Below are 20387 nucleotides of genomic sequence, written 5' to 3'. Positions count from 1 at the left end.
AATCCGACTAGAGCTACACAAAATGGGCTTTGTTGCTTTGGTATCTTGTACTGCGTCTTCCCCGCGGCTTCAGTAGCTTGGCGGTTTAGAGTCCAGTCGTAGGGTAGCGGAACGCGGCCAGTTTTTTGGCATAGAAAGTTTGCGTCAGAGCGCGATATTTCGGCGCTAACAGTGGCATCCTATGGAGGCGTCAGTAGATTGACGTTAACACGGCCATCTTCGGCGAGTACATCGGATTCGAATAAATTGATGACAACCTGTGGGACGTCTACTTCGGCAGGGTTGTCAGGGATTTTGTGTGCGGGGCGTAATATGTCCGAGAGGAGGCGTTATGCCAGGCAGGAAAGCAACCACGGTGGCGGCGACAGCGGCGCTGTCTGAGAGCCCGAAAGAGCTGATCGACCAGTTTGTGAAAGTCCCGGTGAGCGCTGGGGCGGTGCAAGCCGTGTCGCTGGCGTTCAAGAAAGCCTTGATCGAGCGGGCACTCGGCGCCGAGCTCACTCACCATCTGGGCTGCCCGTCAAGCGAAGCCAGGCTGGAGGAAAGCAGCAACCACCGAAAAGGCGTGACCGGCAAGAACGTTCTGACCGAGGACGGGCCGACCCGTATCGAAGTGCCCGAAGACCGAGAGGGCAGCTTCGAGCCGTTGCTGAGCCCCACGCGCGAACGTCGGTTCACAGGCTTCGACGACAAGATCGTGGCGATGTACGCACGCGGTATGACGGTGCGCGAGATCCAGGGCGTCCTGGCCGAGCAGTACGGCACGGAGGTGGGTCCGGAGTTCATCAGCTCGGTGACCGAAGCGGTAATGACCGAGGTCACGGCTAGGCAGAGCCGGCTGCTAGAGCCGATGTATCTGGTCGTCTTCTTCGACGTGGTGCGAGTGAAGCACCGCGAGGATGCGGTAGTTCGCAACAAAGTCATCTACCTGACGCTGGACGTGCTGCTGGACGGTCCGCGCGATGTGATCGGCCTATGGTTAGAACAGATCGAAGGCGCCAACTTCTGGCTAAATGTGTTCAACGGCCTGAAGACCCGAGGTGTCGGCGATATCCTGGTTGCCGTCACGGACGGTCTGAAGGGCCGTCCGAAGGCGCTGGCTGCCGTGTTTCCGGCGACTGCACTGCAGGCCTGCATTGCGCACCTGATCCGAAGCAGCCTCGACCACGCGTCGTGGAAAGACCGCAAGCAGTTTGCGACTGCCTAGCGGCCTATCTATACGGCGCCGACCGCCGAAGCCATGGCGGCCGCGATCGACGAGTTCGAAACCGGCGCTTGGGGGCAGAAGCATCCAACGGTGGTAGCGATCTGGCGTCGGGCCTAGGTCAGAGAGATCCCGTCTTTTGCGTTTGCGCCGGAGATCCGCCGCGTGATTCACACGACGAATGCGACCGAGAGCCTGCACAGCCAGCTCCGTAAGATCATCAAGACCCGCCGGCCACTTTCCCAGTGACGATGCGGCGAGCAAACTGGTCTGGCTGGCCTTGCGTAACATCACTGCCGACTGGACGCGATCGGTCATGGAGTGGCAGCGCAGCGCACGGCTCGAGGCGGCCGTGATGTACATGAATGCCGGCTATTAGGTGGAGGTCCAGCGTCATTGCCCGAACGCCATCATCGTCTTCGACCTGTTCCACGTTGTCGCGAAACACGTTCGCGAGGTCATCGACCGAGTAAGGGTCAACCGGGCCAATGAGCTACGTCATGACCGCCGAGGGCGGCCCATCGTCAAGGGCGCGCTGGCTGCTGCTCCGGAACCGTGACTCGTTGCGCCCTGGCGAGGACATTGCACTTGACGAGTTACAGGCTGCCAATCACAGCTTGTTTGTCGTCTACATACGGCGCGATGCGCTCAAGAACTTGAGGACCCAACGCCGACCGGCATTGGCCGTGCGCGCCTGGAAGATCTGGTACCGCAAGGCACTGCGCAGCGGTATCGCGCCGCTGCGCCACTTTGCCACGAAGCTCCGAATGAAGTTGATCCGTGTTCTTGGACGGTCAACGGCTTGGGTCTCAAGCCGCGCTCAGTGTCGCACGGTTGGTATCTTGAAGATGCAGCCTCCTTTTCGTAGTTGATGGGAGAGATAGTCGATGGCCGAGTGCCGTCGACGCGGGTTATGCCGGTAGCGCCGGGTGTGGCGAAGGTGGCTGGTCCGGTTAGCCCAGCCCGCACCGCGAGGCTGGCGCCGGATCAAGGCCATCGTGGGTCTGGGTTGGCTTGAGTTATCAGCCAGCCGTGACCTGGAAACCCGACGACCTGACAAGCATTGCCTGACCGAGCTGGTCGAGAGGGGCCGACAAAGTTTTCCCCTTCGCGAGCCCGGTCACCACGTCGTCGAGGCCTGATGGCGTGGACGTCGCAATCTGCGCGCGGCCTGCGGCGACGCGCGACGCAACAGACAGCCGCAGCTACCGCGCGCCTGTGGGGAGACGCGCGCCGGCGGCATCCCGCTCAAGATCCGCTGCGCGGTGGGGCTACTTCCGCCGTTCCTCGAGCCGCGCCGCGGCAGAAGGCCCTGGCGGCGGTCATCAGCACCCTGCGTACAAAGGCGTCGGGCCGTTCAGTGGACCAGTTGGTCAAGGCGATGGGTATCAGCCGGGATCTCAAGATCCAGGCGTCGCGACTGTGCGCCGAAATGGACCAGCGGGTCGGGGCGTTCCTGGACCGGCCGCTGGAGGCGCTGGCCGTACCTGTGGGTCGACGCCACCTACTCAAAGCGCGGAGGCCGGCCGGATCTGTAAGGCGGTAATAATCGCCGTGGCGGTCGATACCGACGGCATGCGCGAGGTGCGCGGCATGGCGGTTGGGCCAAACGGGCCGAGCCGTTCTGGACGCACTTCCTGCGCAGCCTGACACGGCGCGGATTACGCGGCGTGAAGCTCGTCGATCTCCGACGCCCATCAAGGCTTGAAGACGGCGGCGTCGAAGGCGTTGAGCGCGACCTGGCAGCGCTGCAAGGTGCACTTCCTGCGCAACGCGCTCGCTCACGCCGGCAAGGGCCAACGGCAGATGGTGCTGGCCGCCATCAACACCGCCTTCGCCCAGGAGACACGCGAGGCGGCGGTCGCGCAATGGCGCATCGTCGCTGACCAGTTACGCGTCAAGTTCCCCAAGCTCGGCGCGTTGATGGACGAGGCAGACCGAGGTGCTGGGCTACCTCGCCTTCCCCAAGGCCCATCGAACTCAGATCCACTCGACCAACCCGCTTGAGCGACTCAACGCCGAGGTCAAACGACGCACCGACGTGGTCGGCATCTTCCCGAACGACGCGGCGGTGACCAGGCTCGTCGGCGCGATACTGCTCGAGCAGACGACGGAGGTGGGCCCTGCAGCGGCGCTACATGCAGCTTGAGGGCTTGCAGTCCCTGATCGACAATCCCGCTGCACGGCTCTCCGCCGTGATCAACTAACGCAGGTGAGCACCTGCCCAGGCTCGCGCTCTTACACCACGTCCAGGGACACGATCGTTGTACCAGCCCTCGATGAACTCGAAGAGCGCGAGCCGGGCCGCGGCGTGCTGGGAAGCGGGCACTGGCCAGGAGCTCGCATTCCAGGGTTGCGAAGAAGCTTTCGCACATCGCGTTGTCGTAGCAGTCGCCGACCGATCCCATCGAGGGCCGCACGCCGGCCTCGCGGCAGCGCTTGCCGAAGGCTATCGAGGTGTACTGCGTGCCCTGGTCGCTGTGATGGATGACGTTCTGCGGCCGTCGCTGCTGGAGCGCCATCTCGAGCGCGTCGAGCACGAGTTCGGCACGCAGGTGGTTGGCCATGGCCCAACCGACGATGCGCCGGCTGCAGACGTCCAGTACCACCGCCAGGTACAGGAAGCCCGCCCAGGTCGGCACGTAGGTGATGTCCGCCACCCACAGTTCGTCCGGGCGCGACGCCCAGAACCGCCGCTCGACCAGGTCAGGGGCCGGCCGAGCCTCGCGGTCACGCACCGTCGTCTTCGGCCACCGGCGCCGGGAAACGCCGACAGACCGGCCGCCCGCATCAAGCGTCAACCCGTTTGCCGCTCACCCGGAATCCTGCCTCGGCCAGATCCATGCAGAGCTTCGGCCGTCCGTATCGCTCTGGGACAGTCGATGGAAACGCCGTAGTTGGTCGGTCAGAAGGCATCGTCTCGCTGCCGCGCCGAGAGCGGCCGGTGACGCCACGCGTAGTAGCCGCTCGCCGTCACGCCCAGCACCCGACACATCGCTCTCACGCCGTAGGTCGCGTGGTTCGCCTTCACGAACTCGAAGACTTCCCGGGCACCGCCCCGGTCTCCGAGCGAACCACGCTGCGGCTTTTTTGGATTTCGCGCTCCTCCTTGAGCTGCCTGACCTCACGCCGCAGGCGATTGAGCTCGTCCCGCTCGTCCGTTGTCAGACCGTCCTGGCGCTCGCCAGCGTCACGCTCGGCCTGCTTGACCCAGTTCCGGATCGACTCCGCAGACGGCTCGTATTCCCGGAGCCTTCTCGGGCGTTCGCCCAGACTCAAACCAGTTCGACAATCTTGCGCCGAACTCCGGCGGGTAGGGCATTCTTGATTTCGGCATCGTGGCCTCCAGACTCAAAAGGATCGGATGTCCACGAAAGCGGATCAACTTCACGAACTTATCTGCCCGGCATCCTGGCCCATTGCCGATACCCCCTAGGCACCAACCTCATCGAGGGCATTAATAACAAAATCAAAGCCATCAAGCGCATGGCCTACGGCTTCCACGGTGACACCTACTTCTTCCTCAAGATCCGAGCAGCCTTCACTTGAGTTGGGTGAAGAACCCTTTTCCTTCACGATCCTCAGACGCGCGCGTTGTACGTCAGCATTGAATTCCTCGCCGGATTACCGTCAGCTAGGCGAATGCGAACCGCGGTCATTACCACGCTTTGGACAGTGCTTGCCGGCCTCATGAGCCTGACGGCCGGTGCTAGCCTGTTCGGAATCCTGGCTTACATGCTCAGTAACCCCGGCACGCGGCCGGCAAGTTGGTGGGGATGGAACGCCTTGCATTACACGTTTGCCGTCGGCTTGCCGCTGACGGTGTGCGCGTTCACCGTGGCGCTTGGCGTCCTGCGCAAACTGCCGGGCACGCGGGATGCCTCGCGGGCGGATGCGGGCGGGCACGGCTAGATGCCACTGCCGGTCGCAGTGACCATCCGCGTCGCGACACTGGCCGATGTTGATGCGTTGTCGGATCTCCTGAGCGTGTTGTTCGGCCAGGAGCACGAGTTCAGGCCCGATGTTCCCGCTCAACGGCGCGGCCTCACGCGCATCATTGCGAGTCCCGACACGGGGCTGGTGCTGTTGGCCGCTGCCGACGAGCGCGTATTGGCCATGGTCAATCTCCTGTTTACAGTGTCCACGGCGCTCGGCGAGCGTGTGGCCTTGCTTGAAGACATGGTGGTGGCGCCAGGCGTTCGAGGCACGGGACTCGGTTCACGCCTGCTGGGCGAGGCGCTGGTGGCCGCGCGCGGCGCGGGCTGCAAGCGCATCACCTTGCTCACCGACCACGACAATCACGACGCCCAGCGCTTCTACGCGAAGCACGGCTTTGCACGTTCGAGCATGGTGCCGATGCGCATCCTGCTTTGATGCGGACCGACCTTGCCACTATCCTTGGCCGGTGCCTCGCCGACGCTCAGCGCCGCATGCCGACGGCGAGGCACACCGGCCGATAACGCAGTCAGATCCATGCAGCACAATTCCAGCGCGGGCCACCTGGTGGGGGTGTTCGATTCCGGGGTCGGCGGCCTGTCGGTGTTGAAAGCCATTCGCCGCCAGCGAGCGACGATGGATTTCATCTACATCGCCGATTCGCTGTACGCACCCTACGGGCAACGGCCGCCGGCCTTCATCGCGGCGCGCGCGGCGCGCATCGCCGAAGCCTTGCTCGACGCCGGCGCCGGGGTCATCGTGGTGGCCTGCAATACCGCCACCGCGGTCGCGGTCGAAAAGCTGCGCTCGCAGCTGCCGGTGCCGCTGGTGGCGATGGAGCCGGCCATCAAACCTGCCGTGGCCCATACCCGTTCCGGCGTGATCGGCGTACTGGCGACCACCCGCACCTTGGAAAGCGCCAACGTCGCGCGTTTGTGCCGCGACTTCGGGCGCGGTGTGGAAGTGCTGTTGCAGCCCTGCCCGGGACTCGTGGAACTGGTCGAACGCGGCGAACTCGGCAGCGCCGCCACGCGCAGCGCGCTCAGCGCTCTCATTGCGCCGCTATTGGCCAAGGGCGCCGACACCCTGGTGCTCGGCTGCACTCACTACGTGTTCCTCGCGCCCCTCATTCGCGAACTGGCGGGCGAGACGGTGACCATCATCGAGTCGTCCGACGCCGTTGCGCGCCACACGCTGCGCCATGTCGACCAGGCGCCGCTGCCGGCGATGACGTCGTCACCGCCGCGCGAGATATTCCTCACCACCGGCTCGCCCGAACATGCCCGCACGGTGTTTTCGCAGCTGTGGGGCGCTCCGGTCGAAGTCGAAGTGCTGGCCGGCGAGCCGGCTTGTCACTGACGGGCTGTGAACCGCCGCGAACCGTCGTCGCCGGGCCCGGTCTACGCCAGACTTCCTCGACTTGCCAACCGTCACCCTTTACCGCGAGATTCATTGCATGACTGACTGCACGAGCCTGGCCCTGGCGCTGATGACCCTATGCGCAATGATGCCCGCCCACGCAGAGGCGCCCGCCTGTGGCGCCGACATCGATGCTTGTGTGCGCACCCTGGTGCTCGAGAACATCGGCTACGTGGCCGCGTGCTCGGCAGCCTACCCGGCCGTGAAGCCGGTCTACGCGCGAGCCATCAAGCACTGGGCAGTGCTGCGGATGCCGATCCCGGGGCTCGCCGACGTCACGCGCGAGGGCACCGCGCCTACCATCAATGCCAGCTTCGCGGCCACCGAAGCGCTACGCAACCTGTCGGAAGAGGAGCGCAACAAGGAATGCTCGACACGTCTCGCCAACCTCACCACGGCTACGCCGACCCTCGCTGGTCACGCCTGGAGCCTGCCGCCCGACGCCTTGCGGAAATACGCAAAATGATTAGCGCGCCTGGCCTGTACCATTGCCGCGCGGGTCCACATCCCGGTTACATTTCCGCGCACTGTTCATTGATAGCCACCAACCAGCACGGAGAGCGCCGCATGAAGCGTCATTTCCTCATCCTCTATTCCGCCCTCGCGCTGTGGCTCGCCCCTGCGCAGCACGCCAGCGCCGATTCGGTGGAATCGAAGGCGCGGGACGCATCGTCGACCTTCATCGAAACCCAGCACTTCATTGTCGGACGCATCGGCCGCGATTGCCTGGCGGAGATCGGCCGCAAGGAAACGCCGGCCGAGTTCCAGCACAAATGGCAACGCGACAACGCCCGCTATTTCGATGCGGCACGCAAATATCTCGCGGCGCGCCTGCGCGAGATCGAGAACCCCGAGGCGCGCGACACGGTGGAGCGCGCCTATTACGCCTCGGCGCAGCGCACCGGCGAAGCCGCCACCACGCAGTTGTTCAGCAAGGGGCCGAAGGACGAAGTGTGCAAGTACGCCATGACCTTGGTCGACGTCGGCAGCATGAACATCGACGAGTTCGCCAAGGCCACCAAGCTGCCCATCATGCAGGACGTCGAAGACCTCGCGAAATGGGGCAGCACGGCGCCGTGAGTCGAGCCCATGCCCGATAGCCGCGCCGCCGCGCGACACGCCGCCGAAGGCTTGGCGCTGTGGCAGCAGGACCGTTTCGACGAGGCCGAAGCCGAGTACCAGGCCGCCCTCGCGGCGGCGCCCGTCGATGACCCCGCGCGCGCCGACTATCACAGCGAGCTGGCGGCGGTGCTGGAAGCGGCAGGCAAACACCACGCGGCCGAGCAGCAGCTGCGCGCGGCGTTGGCCAGCGAACGGGCCCTCGCCGGTGACGGTGACGCGACCGGCGTCAACGTCGCGCGATATTTCCTGGCCGGATTCCTGGTGCGACATGGCGAGGCGCGCACGGCCCTGGACGACATCGCGCCCCATCTCGTCCCGCACGCGGGCGGCGTGTGGTTATTGCACGCGGTGGCGGCCGAGGCGTGGCTCGCCGTGGCCGACGCCGATGCTGCCGACGCGGCGGCCCGCCTGGCATTGCGCGCCGCGCCGTCGGACGATCAGCGCAGCGAACTGCGCCTGCGTTTTCTTGAAATCGGCCTGCACGACGCGGCGATCTAGGCTGCGATCGTGAGACCATCGAACCCTGACCGACAGCCGCCCCCCGTGACCATGAATGAACGAAGTCGAGAGCGCGACAGCAAGCCGGACCTTGAGCTCGCGGGCCTGCGCCTGTGGGTGGATGGTCGCCACCCGGGCGAGCGCAGCGATTACTGGGACGGCAACTGGATGACGGTGCGCGCCGAGTATCGCAGTGCCCGCGCTCGCGTGACAGTGGCCGGACCGCTGGTGCACCTCAGCGAAATCGTCACCCTGCACAACGGCTGCACCAAGCTTGCGGCGCGCCAGGTTCAGGAAGCCGGCCTGTTCTGCATGGAACCGAATCTCAAGATGGAACTGTGGGCCGTGCCCGGCGACAAGTTCATCGGCAAGGTGCGCATCACGCCCGACCACAAGTCGGAGATGCACGATTTCGGCTTCGCCTTCGAGCAGGCGGAGCTCGAGGCGCTGATCGAGGCGTGCGCGGCGCTGCTGGCGCGCTTTCCCGTGCGCCACGAATGAGCCTGACGAGGCCAGGCGTCAACCGTTGATGATGGCGTTTCCCGGTCACGACCCGGCGTCGCCCATGGACGCCGTGCGGTACCATGGTGGCAGCGATGCGGAGGGTGGCCATGGTGCGAACAGCGAAACTCCATCTGTGCGTGGTGCTCGGCGGTCTCGTGACCTTGTCTCCGGCCTGGGCCGACGACCCGCAGGCCGATGGATTGCTGGGCTATTGGCAGTGCGAAAGCGGTGACTGTCCCGACGAAGCCATCGAACTGGCCGATAACGACGGCGTGCACACCTACAATTCGTGGCTGCACGATCGCCCATCGGCGGTGGACGGGCGATGGCGATTGATCGGCTCCCGCCTCTCCATCACCTGCTGCGAAGACGTCGAGTACGACTACAAGGTCGTCGAGATCGGCGAAGAGCGCCTGGTGCTCACCGACGCCGACAGTCCGGGCGAGGAGATCATCCTGCATCGGCCGCCGTCCGCCGGGCGCCGTGACGAAGCGGCGCCCGAGGCCGCGAGCAGCGCCACGCCCTAGCCCGTTTCGAAGCACGAAGGAGGCCCTCATCATGGTCGAATTTCGTGAGAAGGTGATGATCGATGCGTCGCCGGCGCGGGTGTGGGCGGTGCTGGCCGCCATTGAACGCTGGCCCAACTGGACGCCGACCATGAGCACAGTGGAATGCCTTGAGCCGGGGCCGCCCGCCATCGGCATGCGCGTGCGCATCACCCAGCCGCGCCTCAAGCCGGCGGTGTGGGAGATCGATGACTGGCGTCAGGGCCAGGGTTTTTCCTGGACCACGGCGAGTCCGGGTCTCAAGCTGCGCGCCGAGCACACGCTGACGCCGCGCGATGGCGGCTGCATGGTCGCTCTGCGCCTGTGCTTCGATGGCATCCTGGCGCGTCCCGTCGCGTGGCTGGCGGGACGCACCACGCGCCGCTACCTCGAACAGGAAGCGCGTGGCTTGAAGCGGCACGCGGAAAGCAGCGCCGCCATTTGAACGGAGCACCATGCCGTGCCGCCGCGGCGCACGGCCGAGGCAGACTTGCGATGACACATTCCCGCTTGGGCAGCCGCCTGCTCAGCATCGCGCTGGCCCTGGTGCTGGCCTATGTTTTCGGCCACGACCGCCTGCCCGGGCCGGCTTCTTCCGCGCCGGCGGTCGCGGTCGGCAATGCCGACCAGGCGGTGGCGGCGGCGTTCGCGGCACGACGCAGCGATGTGGCCATCGAGGGCGAAGGCGAGGTGATCAAATTGTTGGACGACGACGAGCGCGGCAGCCGTCATCAACGTTTCATCCTGCGCCTGGCGTCGGGCGCCACCTTGCTGGTGGCGCACAACATCGACCTCGCGCCGCGCCTCGACGCGCTCGAAGTCGGCGATCGCGTGCGCTTTGCCGGCGAATACGAATGGAACGAACGCGGCGGCGTGCTGCATTGGACGCATCGAGACCCGCGCGGCCAACATCCCGGCGGCTGGCTCGAGCTGCGCGGCAGGCGTTATGAATGAACGAGCGCCGGGCGTCGTGCCGTTCGCGCGAGGAAACACAGCATGAAGACTCCGATCCCCACCACGCTAGAAATGCGCGACGTGCGGCTGATGCCGATGGGTACCGCCCACGCGGCGGGCATCGCCGCCGCCGCCGCCGATGGCCGCCTGTGGGAACTGTGGTACACCTCGGTGCCGGAACCCGCCGAGGTTGATGGCTACATCGCCACGGCGCTCGACGGCCAGCGCGCCGGCCACATGCTGCCATGGGTGGTGTGCGACGCGCGCAGCGGCGACGTGCTGGGCAGCACGCGCTATCACGACATCATCCCCGGCGTCTCGCGCGTCGAGATTGGTTACACCTGGTACGCCGAGCGCCGCCAGCGCAGCCCGTTGAACACCGTATGCAAGCTGTTGCTGCTCGGCCATGCTTTCGAAACGCTGGAATGCAAGGTGGTGGGTCTGCGCACCGACAACTTCAATTTCCGTTCGCAGCGCGCCATCGAGGCCTTGGGCGCCAAGCGCGACGGCGTGATCCGGCATCATGCCCTGCGTCGCGACGGCACGGTGCGCGACACTGTCATGTACAGCATCCTCGCCAGTGAATGGCCGGACGTGAAACATCATCTTCAGCATCGGCTGGCGCGTCATGACGCGCGCGGCGCGTGAACCTGGCAAGGCGCTTGGGAGTCAGCTCGTCATGACACGCGAAACACGGGAGCGTCGCCTGGCGGCGGCGGCATTGGCGCTGGTGGCATTGCTCGTCTGGTCCGGCAGCGCGCCCTACGACCGCGCCACCTGGCTGATGGAAGTGATGCCGGTGATGCTGGCGCTGCCGCTGCTGGCCTGGACCTGTCGCCGCATGCCGCTGACCACGCTGCTCTACGTGCTCATTTTCCTGCACGCCTGCGTGTTGATGCTGGGCGGCGCCTACACCTATGCGCGGGTGCCGCTCGGCTTCGAGCTTCAGCACCTGCTGCACCTCGAGCGCAATCCCTACGATCGCATCGGCCACCTGTTCCAGGGCTTCGTGCCGGTGATGGTGGCGCGCGAGATCCTGAAGGGCGGCGACTACGTGCGCGGCAGCCGCATGCTGGCCTTCATCTGCGTCGCCATCGTGCTGGCGGTGAGCGCCAGCTACGAACTGATCGAATGGGCCGCGGCCATGATCCTCGGCCAGGGCGCCGATCAATTCCTCGGCACCCAGGGCGACCCGTGGGACACCCAGTGGGACATGTTCTGCGCACTGATTGGCGCCTGCGCTGCCTTGCTGCTGCTGGCGCGATGGCACGACCGCCAACTGGCGGCGTTGGCGAGCGCGGCGCTGGCCGACGTTCCGCCACGCGCGTGAAAGCGGCTATCCTTGCCGACGGCCGGCCGCTGCCCTGCTTTTCCTGCCGAAGTTCGTCATGCGCCATCACGTCCGTCATTCCTTGCTGATGCTCGCGCTTGCCGCCAGCCTCGCGCCGGCCCTGCTCGCCGCCCAGACCACCGTCAGCGGCATCGGCTACGCGTCGGTCGGCGCCGCGCGCAAGGCGCTCAGCGCCAAGCCGGCCGTCGCGACCGCCGACCACGGCGGCTGGACCATCATCACCGACGAAGCCGGCGATGACTTCACCACCTGGACCTTCGCGCCCAAGGGGCATCCGGCCTACCCGACCCTCGTGCGCCGCGACATCGTGTTCAAGAACGGCAACCCGACCCTGGTGACGCGCGTGCTGTGCGAATCGAAGCGCGGCGCCTGCGACACGCTGTACACGCGCCTCAAGAACCAGATCGCGCGCTGCACTTCGCGCTGCACGACCGTATTGCCCTGAGCGCGGCCGGCCGCGCGGCCGCCGTATCCATATCCCGTCACCGGAGCGCCAGTCCGCCATGTCCACCACGCCCTTCCTGCTGCATGTCGATGCTCGTTATGTCAGCCCTTACGCGATGTCGGCCTACGTGGCGCTGACCGAGAAGGGCGTGCCGTTCACGCTGCAACTGGTGGACCTCGGCGCCGCCGCCCATCGCGCGCCGGACTATGCACGAGCATCCTTGACCTGCCGCGTGCCGATGTTGAGCCATGTCGATTTCCATGTGAGTGAATCGTCGGCGATCGGTGAATATCTCGAAGACCTGCTGCCGGCGCCCGGTTATCGCGCCCTGTACCCGCAGGCCGTGAAGGCGCGTGCCCGTGCGCGGCAGATCCAGGCCTGGCTGCGCAGCGATCTCGGCGCGCTGCGCGAGGCGCGTCCGACCACCGCGGTATTCGGCGCGCCGTTGGCGACGCCGTTGCCCGCCGCGGCGCGCGATGACGCGCAGCGCTTGTGCGCACTGGTCGAGTCGCTGTTGCCGGCGGGCGCCAGCCAGCTGTTCGACGAGTGGTCGATTGCCGACACCGATCTCGCGCTGATGGTGCAGCGCTTGTTGAACAGCGGCGACGCGGTGCCGGCGACGGTCGCCGCCTATGCGCGCGCGCAATGGCAACGGCCGTCGGTGCAGGCCTGGCTGTCGCTGCCGCGACCGTCGGGGCTGTGACGGCGCGACGCATGCGCTGACCGCGAGGCTATGCCGCCCCGCGCGTCACGCCTACACTGGCGGCGACGCGACGCACGGTTCGCACGCAAGGGGAGCCCATGGATCACGACGCCTACATTGCCATCTCGCATAACTACGCCATCTATGCCCGCGCCCTCGACGAGAAGCGCTTCGAGTACCTCGACCAGGTATTCACGCCCACCGCCGCGCTGCATTACGAGGTGTCGGGTCACGTGTTCGATTGCACCGGCGCCGGCGCGGTCGCCGCTTTCAGCCAGTTCCTCGATCTGTGCTACTGGACCAACCACGTGATCGCGAGCCCCATGATCGAAGTCACGGGCCGGAGCGCGCATGCCAGCGCGCGCGTCATCGCCACCCATCTGCAGCGTCTGCCGGAAGGTACGCTGACGCGCTGGGAAGTGCGCGGCTCTTATCACGATACCTTTGCGCTGACCGACGCCGGCTGGCGCATCACACGCCGCCATTGCGTGTGCATGGACAGCGACGGGGAATTTCTCGCCGACGGCGTGGAACGCTTCCCCGCGCTGGCCTGGAGCGATGCCGCCGCGCTCGCCTGAATCAATCGAACGAGGAATTTTCATGAGTCAATCCCGCCCCCAGGCCGAAGGCGTCAAGCAGTTCGAAAACGAACGCGTGATCGTCACCGAATGGCGTTTCGCGGCAGGCGCCGAAACCGGTTGGCACGTCCACGGTCACGACTACGTGGTGGTGCCGCTCACCGATGGCACCTTGCTGCTGGAAACGCCGGAAGGCGAGAAGCGCGCCGAACTCAAGGTCGGTGTGTCTTATTCGCGCAATGTCGGTGTCGAACACAATGTCATCAACGCCAGCGATCATTTCTTGTCATTCGTCGAAGTCGAATTGAAACCCTGAAGCGGCAGGATTGATCGGGTGTCGCGCCTGGGTTAGCGTGGTCTTTCAACGCCGCGGCACCGGAGCCGCGGCATGATCCACGGGAGCATTCTTCATGAGCGCGCAATCGCCTGGCGTGCCGGCCGAGTTCAGCAACGCCGTCATCGTCGACAACTACGACCTGGCTTTCGATCCGGGCGACAAACTGAACGGCAGCCTGTACCTCGGCACCCTGCGTGGCAGCACCGCGAACGCCGCCGACAGCTGGATAGCGCCGCTGCGTGCCGGCGGCTTATGGTCCGATACGCCGCACAAGAGCGTGCCCGACGAACAGCGGCAGGCCTACAAGGATGGCTTGATCTTCGTCGCCGCCATCGCCTACCGCGCCGGTCCCGAGCATGTCGTCATCGCGCGTTTCGATCATCCCAAGTTCCCGTCCGATACCAAGCGTTGGGAGGCCTGGGTCGACTTTCTCGACGCGCGCCACGAGCGCGCGCGCTGAGCGCGGCGGCAGGTGTGGCACGGGCATGAGCTTGCACCGGCGCTGCAAACTCGCCGCACCGCTGCTGGCGGCGGTGTGTGTCTCGCTCAGCGCCTGCACGACGGCGCCGTGGCAGCAGTGGTTCTACGACGTCGGCGACAACCTCGCCTGCCAGCAGGGCGGCGCCCACCAGCGCGACGCCGAGGCCCGCGCCAGCCAATGCGCCAACCCGCAGCACCCCGATCGCAGCCGCTACCAGGATTACAAAACCGCGCGTGACGAGGCCCTCGGCCAGCGATGATGGCGCAATTGCGGCGGTCGGGCCCATGCGCTGCACTGGTGCTCCTGCTGACCGCCTGCGGCGCGGCGCCCGAACAGACCCTGAGTGAATTCACCTCGCCCGACGGCGATTACCTGTTGCGCGTGACGCTGGTGGCGGGCGCCGGTCGCGATGGCGCGCACCAGGTCCATCTCTACCTCGTGCCGCGCGGCATGGCGGCCGGCGCGCCGGCGGTGAGCACCGAACTCGCCAACGACGGCGCACCGTTTTCCGGCAAGCAGATAGGCCTGACCTGGCTCGCGCAGCGCACGGTGCTCATGTGTCTCAAACCCCGCGGCGCGGCACACCATGGCGTGCGCGTGGAATTGTCGGACCCGCCGCGGGTCGACGACGAGGTCAAGTGTTGAAGCGCTCGCTGCGCGCGCGCCCGTCCGCGCAACCGGTGGCGGAAACGCCGGGCCGTAACGCGCGCGTGTGGGCGGTGGTCAGTGCCATTCCCAGCGGACGCGTCGCCACCTACAAGCAGGTCGCGGCGCTCGCGCATATCGAAGGGCCGAGCGGCGCGCGCCAGGTCGGCTATGCGCTGGCCGCGCTCGCTATCGACAGCGAGGTGCCCTGGCATCGGGTGGTGAACGTGAAAGGCGCTATCAGCCCACGCGGCGACGGCGAGGCGCCCAACGAGCAATACGATCGCCTGGCATTGGAAGGCGTGGCCTTCGACGCGCTCGGACGTATCGACCTCGCGCGTTTCGAGTGGGATTACGGTGGCTGAGCCGCCCGCCGTATCGCGCAACCACCTGCCGACCTATGCGTTGGTGGTGGTGATCGGGTTATGGGCGATGATCCAGATGGTGAACAACCGCTCGCCTGAGGCGATACGCTGCGGGCAGGATCTTACCCCTGACGCCGACACCGTGGTGATGCTGAGCGCCACCTGGTGCGGCTATTGTCGCCAGGCGCGCCGCTACCTGGTCGGTGAGCGCATCAAGTACTGCGAATACGACATCGAGACCGATGCCGAAGGCAAGCGGCGCTTCGCCGCGCAAGCGGTCAAGGTGATCCCAATCCTGACGCTGCGCGATCAGACCTTCGTCGGCTTCGAGCGTGAACAGATTGAACAGGCGCTGGTCGCGAAGGGGCTCAAGAGCCTGTAGGTGCGAATTCATTCGCACACTCAGACTGCTTGGCCAGCGCTCTCTTTGTGGGTCAGGCTTCAGCCTGACAACCGAAGCGTGCGAATGAATTCGCGCCTGCAAGAGGCGATCGACGGCACTACGCTCAGATAGCGACAGTCGACGCTTCGAACACCGGCCCGTCCACGCACACGCGCTTCATGGCCGGGCCGTTGGCGGTCTCGACCTTGACCGTGCAGCCGGCGCAGCCGCCGACCGCGCAGGCCATGTATTCCTCGAGCGAGATCTGACAGGGCAGTGCGAACTCGGCGGCCAGCGCCTTGACCGCGCGCAGCATGGGCGTCGGGCCGCAGGCGAAGATCTCGATGTCGTCGCGCGCCACGCCACTGCTCGTAATCCACGCACGCGCGAGCTCGGTGACATAGCCCTCGTAGCAACCGGGGAAGCCGGCGAGGCTGGCGAGACGCGAGGCGATGTGCCAATCCTCGAGCAGCGGCATGGCCGCGATCACGTCGGCCGGCACGCCGGGCACCATGATGGTCGAGGGCCGCGCGCTGAACGGGAACGGCACTTCGGATCCGAGCAATACCAGTGGCTGCACGCCGGGCGCGGTGGCACGCAGGTGCTCGGCCAGGTACAGCATGGGCGGCATGCCGACGCCGCCGCCGATCAGCAGCGGGCGCGGACGGTAATCGCGAAGCTTGAAAGGCTGGCCGATGGGACCCATCACGCTCAGGGTTTCGCCGACCACGCGCGTTGCCAACAGGCCGCTGCCATGGCCGTGGGCCTTGTACAGCACATCCAGCCAGCCGTCGCGCGCCGAGGCGCGCATCACCGACATCGGCCGCCGCATCGGCAGTTCGTTGTCGCATTTCAGATGCACGAAGCTGCCCGGCAGGGCGCGTGCGGCGATGCCCGGACATTGCAGGCGCAGGTAATGCTGCGCGCCGGCGAAGTGTTCGACGGCGACGATGGTGGCGTCGGCGAGACCAATCGTGCCGCGATGTGGGCGTGAACTGCCGGCCGCGTCGGCCATCTCAGGCTTTCCGTTCGTGCACGATGCGACCGCCGACCAGCGTCGCCAGCACGCGTCCGCGCATGGCGCGCCCGAGCAGGGGCGTGTTCTTGCCGCGGGAGAGCATGGTGTCGGCGCTCAAGGTCCAGCTATCGGTCGGCGAGAAAATGCAGATGTCGGCCACCGCATCGACGCCGAGGCTGGCCGGCGCATTGCCGATCACGCGCGCCGGCTGCACGGCCGCCGCGTCGATGGCGCGCATGAGGTCCATCTGGCCGGACTCGACCAGGCTCAGCATCGACGGCAGGAAGCTGTCCAGGGTCGAGATGCCGGGCGCGGTCGCGCCGAAAGGCCCGGCCTTGGCGTCGGCGTCCTGGGGTTCGTGATGGGCGGTCAGCACCTCGACCTGGCCCTCGGCCAGGCCGCGAATGAGGCGCGCGCGATCGCGGCGCGTGCGCAGCGGTGGCCGCACATGGAACAGGCCGTCGAAGCGCGTGATGTCCTCGTCGGTGAGGACGAGGTGCGAGATGCCGACGCTGGCGCTGACCTCGAGGCCGGTCTTGCGCGCGTTGTTGACGTACTTGATGGAGCGGCCGCAGGTCAGGGTGCGGAAGTGCGCGCGCGCGCCCGAGTCTTCGAGCAGCACCAGGTCGCGTCCCAAGCCGATGAGCTCGGCGGCGGCCGGAATGCCGGGCAGGCCGAGGCGCGTGCTGACCGCGCCTTCGTGCATGCAGCCCTGCGCCGACAGCCAGGGGTCCTCGGCATCGAGGAACACCGTCATGTCGAGCGTGGCGGCGTAGGCGAGGGCGTTTTTCAAGACGTTGCTGTCACGCAGTGCGCGACCGGCATTGGCCACGCCCACGCAGCCGATGTCTTTCAACGCCGCCATCTCGGCCAGCACCGAGCCGCCGAGATCCTGGGTCAAGGCGCCGATGCAGCGCACCCGCGCGCCGCGCACGCCGCGCGCGCGTTGGTTGACGAGTTCCACCACCGCCGGCGTGTCGATGACGGGATTGGTGTCGGGCATGCAGCACACGGTGGTGAAGCCGCCGGCGGCGGCGGCTTCCAGTTCGCTGGCGATGGTGGCCTTGTGCTCGGCGCCGGGCTCGCGCAGGCGCGCGCCGACCTCGGTGAAGCCCGGGCACACGATGGCGCCCTTGGCGTCGATGACGCGCGCCGGCTTGAAGCCGGCCGGCGTGCGGCCGAGGCCGATGATGGTGTCGCCGTCGACGAAGACATCGACGACTTCATCGCGCTGGTTGACCGGGTCGATGACGCGGCCGCCACTGATCGTAATCTTCATGCTGCGGACTTCATGAGGCCTGCGCGGCCGTGCCCATCGCCATCGACATCACCGCCATGCGCACCGCGATGCCGTGGGTAACCTGCTGCAGGATCACCGACTGCTTGCCGTCGGCCACCGCCGAGTCGATTTCGACGCCGCGATTGATGGGGCCGGGATGCATGACGATGGCGTCGGGCTTGGCGCGTTTCAAACGCGCCGGCGTCAGGCCGAAGGTATGGAAGTATTCGTGACCACTCGGCAACAGGGCACTCTGCATGCGTTCCTGTTGCAGGCGCAGCATCATCACCACGTCCACCCCTTCGAGGCCGGTGTCGAGCGAATGATGCACGTCGACGCCCAGCGCCTCGATGCCGCGCGGCAACAGGGTCTTGGGTCCGACCACGCGGATCTCCGGCACGCCGAGCGTCTTCAAGGCATGGATCTCGGAGCGCGCCACGCGCGAATGGGCGACATCGCCGACGATCGCCACCTTCAGCTGCGCGAAGTCGCGCTTGTAGCGGCGGATGGTGAACATGTCGAGCATCGCCTGGGTCGGGTGCGCGTGGCGGCCGTCGCCGGCGTTGATGACGCTGACCTCGGGCCCGACCTGGCGCGCGATGAATTCCGGCGCGCCCGATTCATGGTGACGCACCACGAACATGTCGGTCTGCATCGCTTCGAGGGTGCGCAGGGTATCGGCCAGCGATTCGCCCTTCTTGGCGGCGCTGGCCTCGATGTTGAGATTCATGACGTCGGCCGACAGGCGCTTGGCCGCGAGTTCAAAGGTGGTGCGGGTGCGCGTGCTCGGCTCGAAGAACAGGTTGACGACGGTCTTGCCGCGCAGCAAAGGCACTTTCTTGACCGCGCGGTCGCCCACCACGGTGAAGCGTTCGGCGTGGTCGAGGATGGCGGTGAGCAGGCTCCTCGGCAGGTGCTCGGTACTCAGGAAATGCTTCAGCCGCCCCTGGCTGTCGAGTTGAATGCTGTCCTGCGCCATCAGCGGGCCTCATCGAACATGTGTGCGCCGGACAAGCGGCCGCCTTCGCTGGTCATGACTTGGTCGCGCCAATTTCGAGTCGCAGGGGATCGGGTCCGATGAGTTTAACATGCTGTCCAGGCGGCAGGGTGACGCGCGCGCCGTAGACGTTGGCATCGATCGGCAGTTCGCGGCCGCCCCTGTCGATGAGCACCACCAGGCTGATGGAGCGCGGCCGGCCGTAATCGAAGATCTCGTTCATGGCCGCGCGAATGGTGCGACCGGTGTAGAGAATGTCGTCGACCAGCAACAGGTGCCGATCGTTGACATCGAAAGGCAGCGCCGACGGTTCGACGGTCGGGTGCATGCCGATGCGGCTGAAGTCATCGCGATAGAAGGCAATGTTCAATTCGCCGATGGGACCGGCCAGTTTCAGTTTCTTCTGCAGGCGTTGCGCCAGCCAAACGCCGCCGGTGCGAATGCCGACCAGCGCGGGGTTGGTGAGGTTCTGTTCGGCGATCCGTTTCTTCAGGCGGGCCGCGATGTCGGCTATCAAGGAATCGACATCGAGTTGTTCGAGTTCGTGCATGGCGTTAGCGTGCGGCCGGCGCCGCGTCCAGGGACTAAAAGTGGAATGCGCTGGTGCGCGGCGCCAGTGGGCGCACGCCGGTGTCGAGGATGCTCGTCAGCACCCGGCCAGCCAAGTTTCGAGTATCAGCCGTGCCGCCACCGCGTCGAGGCCGACGCGTCGGGTATCCGGATCCTCGCTGGCAGCATACGACGACAGGCGTTCATCGACAAACGCGACCGGCAACTTGAAGCGGCCGTGCAGACGTCGTGCGAAGCGCGCGATGGCGTCGGCATTGGCGTGCGGCTGGCCGTCCTCTGTGCCGGGCAGGCCCACCACCAATTGCTGCGGTCGCCAGGTGTCGATGAGTCGCGAGATGGCCGGCCAATCGACCTGGCCATGGCGCACCGGCAGGGTGACGAGCGCCTCGGCGGTGCGCGTCAGGCTCTGACCCACCGCCACGCCGATGCGCCGCTCGCCGTAGTCGAAGCCCAGCGCGGTGACCGTGCTCAAGCGTGGCCGACGTCGTGGGAAATCGACGCCAGATCGATGCCGAGCCGCGCGGCAGCGCGTTGCCAGCGTAATTCGGCCGGCGTCTTGAACACGATGTCGAGATCGGCCGGGCCCGACAGCCAGGCGTTCTGCGCCATCTCGTTCTCGAGCTGGCCGGCGCCCCAGCCGGCATAGCCGAGCGCCACCAGCGCATCAATGGGGCCCTGGCCGCGGGCGATGGCTTCGAGAATGTCGCGCGAGGTCGAGACCGCGACTTCGGCGGTGATGGCGATGGTCGAGTTCCAGTTCTGCGCCGGCCGGTGCAGCACGAAGCCCCGGTCGGTATGCACCGGCCCGCCGAGATACACCAGCGACTCGGCGATGGCCGGCGTGCTGGCCGCGAGTTCCATCTGCATCAGCACCTCGCCCAGCGCCATGTCCAGCGGACGGTTGATGACGATGCCCATGGCGCCGTCCTCGTTGTGCGCGCAGATGTAGGTCACCGAGCGCACGAAGTTCGGATCCGCCAGTTGCGGCATCGCGATCAGGAAATGGTCGGTGAGATTGAAGTGCTGCATCGAGTCAGTTTCTCCCTGGCGGCGT

General features: G+C 66.3%; 29 protein-coding genes and 4 pseudogenes. 26 read left to right on the top strand and 7 right to left on the bottom strand.

Annotated features, from left to right (window positions below):
* Nucleotides 1–331 precede the first annotated feature (331 nt).
* The 4 genes and pseudogenes from IPM80_14305 to IPM80_14290 all read left to right on the top strand — a co-directional run bounded on the left by IPM80_14305 (nt 332) and on the right by IPM80_14290 (nt 3411).
* Nucleotides 332–1583 (top strand): annotated as a pseudogene (locus IPM80_14305) (IS256 family transposase).
* Complete coding sequence (locus IPM80_14300) at nt 1584–1763, top strand: transposase (GenBank protein MBK8959560.1); 180 nt, start codon at nt 1584–1586, stop codon at nt 1761–1763.
* The gene (locus IPM80_14295; protein MBK8959559.1) at nt 1705–2076 is read left to right on the top strand and encodes a transposase; all 372 of its coding nucleotides are present in this window, start codon (nt 1705–1707) and stop codon (nt 2074–2076) included. The genes IPM80_14300 and IPM80_14295 overlap by 59 nt, the downstream gene beginning before the upstream one ends.
* 195 nt (nt 2077–2271) lie before the next feature.
* Nucleotides 2272–3411 (top strand): annotated as a pseudogene (locus IPM80_14290) (IS256 family transposase).
* Between the two features lie 102 nt (nt 3412–3513).
* Here IPM80_14290 and IPM80_14285 read toward each other — a convergent pair.
* Nucleotides 3514–4005 (bottom strand): annotated as a pseudogene (locus tag IPM80_14285) (IS3 family transposase).
* Between the two features lie 595 nt (nt 4006–4600).
* Between IPM80_14285 and IPM80_14280 the strand changes: the two are divergent.
* From IPM80_14280 to IPM80_14175, 22 genes and pseudogenes are all read left to right on the top strand, one after another.
* Nucleotides 4601–4753, top strand: a pseudogene (locus tag IPM80_14280) (transposase).
* A gap of 93 nt (nt 4754–4846) precedes the next feature.
* Nucleotides 4847–5116, top strand: coding sequence for a hypothetical protein (locus tag IPM80_14275; GenBank protein ID MBK8959558.1), 270 nt, complete (start codon nt 4847–4849; stop codon nt 5114–5116).
* A gap of 18 nt (nt 5117–5134) precedes the next feature.
* The gene (locus IPM80_14270) at nt 5135–5578 is read left to right on the top strand and encodes a GNAT family N-acetyltransferase (protein MBK8959557.1); all 444 of its coding nucleotides are present in this window, start codon (nt 5135–5137) and stop codon (nt 5576–5578) included.
* Nucleotides 5579–5677: 99 nt separating this feature from the next.
* Nucleotides 5678–6499, top strand: coding sequence for a glutamate racemase (gene murI / locus IPM80_14265; GenBank protein ID MBK8959556.1), 822 nt, complete (start codon nt 5678–5680; stop codon nt 6497–6499).
* A 97-nt stretch (nt 6500–6596) separates the two neighbouring features.
* Nucleotides 6597–7025, top strand: a complete 429-nt coding sequence (locus IPM80_14260; protein MBK8959555.1) for a hypothetical protein — start codon at nt 6597–6599, stop codon at nt 7023–7025.
* A gap of 101 nt (nt 7026–7126) precedes the next feature.
* Nucleotides 7127–7639, top strand: coding sequence for a hypothetical protein (locus tag IPM80_14255; GenBank protein MBK8959554.1), 513 nt, complete (start codon nt 7127–7129; stop codon nt 7637–7639).
* A gap of 9 nt (nt 7640–7648) precedes the next feature.
* Entirely contained in the window at nt 7649–8179 is a 531-nt protein-coding gene (locus IPM80_14250) for a hypothetical protein (protein MBK8959553.1), read from the top strand.
* Nucleotides 8180–8230: 51 nt separating this feature from the next.
* On the top strand, nt 8231–8680 hold the full coding sequence (locus IPM80_14245) for a hypothetical protein (GenBank protein MBK8959552.1): 450 nt from the start codon (nt 8231–8233) through the stop codon (nt 8678–8680).
* A gap of 110 nt (nt 8681–8790) precedes the next feature.
* Nucleotides 8791–9210, top strand: a complete 420-nt coding sequence (locus IPM80_14240; protein ID MBK8959551.1) for a hypothetical protein — start codon at nt 8791–8793, stop codon at nt 9208–9210.
* Between the two features lie 31 nt (nt 9211–9241).
* The gene (locus IPM80_14235; protein ID MBK8959550.1) at nt 9242–9673 is read left to right on the top strand and encodes an SRPBCC family protein; all 432 of its coding nucleotides are present in this window, start codon (nt 9242–9244) and stop codon (nt 9671–9673) included.
* 50 nt (nt 9674–9723) lie between these two features.
* On the top strand, nt 9724–10182 hold the full coding sequence (locus IPM80_14230; protein MBK8959549.1) for a DUF3465 domain-containing protein: 459 nt from the start codon (nt 9724–9726) through the stop codon (nt 10180–10182).
* Between the two features lie 42 nt (nt 10183–10224).
* Nucleotides 10225–10830 (top strand): GNAT family N-acetyltransferase, encoded by a 606-nt coding sequence (locus IPM80_14225; protein ID MBK8959548.1) that lies wholly within the window; start codon nt 10225–10227, stop codon nt 10828–10830.
* 31 nt (nt 10831–10861) lie between these two features.
* Entirely contained in the window at nt 10862–11512 is a 651-nt protein-coding gene (locus tag IPM80_14220) for a DUF2238 domain-containing protein (GenBank protein MBK8959547.1), read from the top strand.
* A 58-nt stretch (nt 11513–11570) separates the two neighbouring features.
* The gene (locus IPM80_14215) at nt 11571–11978 is read left to right on the top strand and encodes a hypothetical protein (GenBank protein MBK8959546.1); all 408 of its coding nucleotides are present in this window, start codon (nt 11571–11573) and stop codon (nt 11976–11978) included.
* A 58-nt stretch (nt 11979–12036) separates the two neighbouring features.
* Entirely contained in the window at nt 12037–12681 is a 645-nt protein-coding gene (gene yfcF, locus IPM80_14210) for a glutathione transferase (protein ID MBK8959545.1), read from the top strand.
* A 98-nt stretch (nt 12682–12779) separates the two neighbouring features.
* On the top strand, nt 12780–13259 hold the full coding sequence (locus tag IPM80_14205) for a nuclear transport factor 2 family protein (protein ID MBK8959544.1): 480 nt from the start codon (nt 12780–12782) through the stop codon (nt 13257–13259).
* 22 nt (nt 13260–13281) lie between these two features.
* Nucleotides 13282–13575 (top strand): cupin domain-containing protein, encoded by a 294-nt coding sequence (locus tag IPM80_14200; protein MBK8959543.1) that lies wholly within the window; start codon nt 13282–13284, stop codon nt 13573–13575.
* A gap of 94 nt (nt 13576–13669) precedes the next feature.
* Entirely contained in the window at nt 13670–14056 is a 387-nt protein-coding gene (locus IPM80_14195; GenBank protein MBK8959542.1) for a hypothetical protein, read from the top strand.
* Nucleotides 14057–14081: 25 nt separating this feature from the next.
* A complete protein-coding gene (locus IPM80_14190; GenBank protein ID MBK8959541.1) occupies nt 14082–14336 on the top strand; it encodes a hypothetical protein in 255 nt (84 codons plus the stop codon).
* A 38-nt stretch (nt 14337–14374) separates the two neighbouring features.
* A complete protein-coding gene (locus IPM80_14185) occupies nt 14375–14722 on the top strand; it encodes a hypothetical protein (protein ID MBK8959540.1) in 348 nt (115 codons plus the stop codon).
* A gap of 35 nt (nt 14723–14757) precedes the next feature.
* Nucleotides 14758–15087, top strand: coding sequence for an MGMT family protein (locus IPM80_14180; GenBank protein ID MBK8959539.1), 330 nt, complete (start codon nt 14758–14760; stop codon nt 15085–15087).
* The gene (locus IPM80_14175; GenBank protein ID MBK8959538.1) at nt 15080–15469 is read left to right on the top strand and encodes a hypothetical protein; all 390 of its coding nucleotides are present in this window, start codon (nt 15080–15082) and stop codon (nt 15467–15469) included. Before IPM80_14180 ends, IPM80_14175 begins: the two co-directional genes overlap by 8 nt.
* Nucleotides 15470–15593: 124 nt before the next feature.
* Here the strand turns inward: IPM80_14175 and IPM80_14170 are convergent, their stop codons facing one another.
* The 6 genes from IPM80_14170 to IPM80_14145 all read right to left on the bottom strand — a co-directional run bounded on the left by IPM80_14170 (nt 15594) and on the right by IPM80_14145 (nt 20362).
* On the bottom strand, nt 15594–16484 hold the full coding sequence (locus IPM80_14170; GenBank protein MBK8959537.1) for a dihydroorotate dehydrogenase electron transfer subunit: 891 nt from the start codon (nt 16482–16484) through the stop codon (nt 15594–15596).
* A 1-nt stretch (nt 16485) separates the two neighbouring features.
* On the bottom strand, nt 16486–17766 hold the full coding sequence (locus IPM80_14165) for a dihydroorotase (GenBank protein ID MBK8959536.1): 1281 nt from the start codon (nt 17764–17766) through the stop codon (nt 16486–16488).
* A gap of 10 nt (nt 17767–17776) precedes the next feature.
* Nucleotides 17777–18745 carry an aspartate carbamoyltransferase catalytic subunit gene (locus IPM80_14160; GenBank protein MBK8959535.1) on the bottom strand — a complete coding sequence of 323 codons (969 nt, stop codon included), beginning with the start codon at nt 18743–18745 and terminating at the stop codon, nt 17777–17779.
* 52 nt (nt 18746–18797) lie between these two features.
* The gene (pyrR, locus tag IPM80_14155) at nt 18798–19313 is read right to left on the bottom strand and encodes a bifunctional pyr operon transcriptional regulator/uracil phosphoribosyltransferase PyrR (protein MBK8959534.1); all 516 of its coding nucleotides are present in this window, start codon (nt 19311–19313) and stop codon (nt 18798–18800) included.
* Nucleotides 19314–19409: 96 nt separating this feature from the next.
* Nucleotides 19410–19805, bottom strand: coding sequence for a Holliday junction resolvase RuvX (ruvX, locus tag IPM80_14150; protein MBK8959533.1), 396 nt, complete (start codon nt 19803–19805; stop codon nt 19410–19412).
* A complete protein-coding gene (locus IPM80_14145) occupies nt 19802–20362 on the bottom strand; it encodes a YqgE/AlgH family protein (protein ID MBK8959532.1) in 561 nt (186 codons plus the stop codon). Before IPM80_14145 ends, ruvX begins: the two co-directional genes overlap by 4 nt.
* Nucleotides 20363–20387 lie beyond the last annotated feature (25 nt).

It is taken from the genome of Pseudomonadota bacterium (assembly GCA_016719885.1).
GTDB lineage: Bacteria > Pseudomonadota > Gammaproteobacteria.
This window is presented reverse-complemented; position numbering and strand designations above follow the sequence as displayed.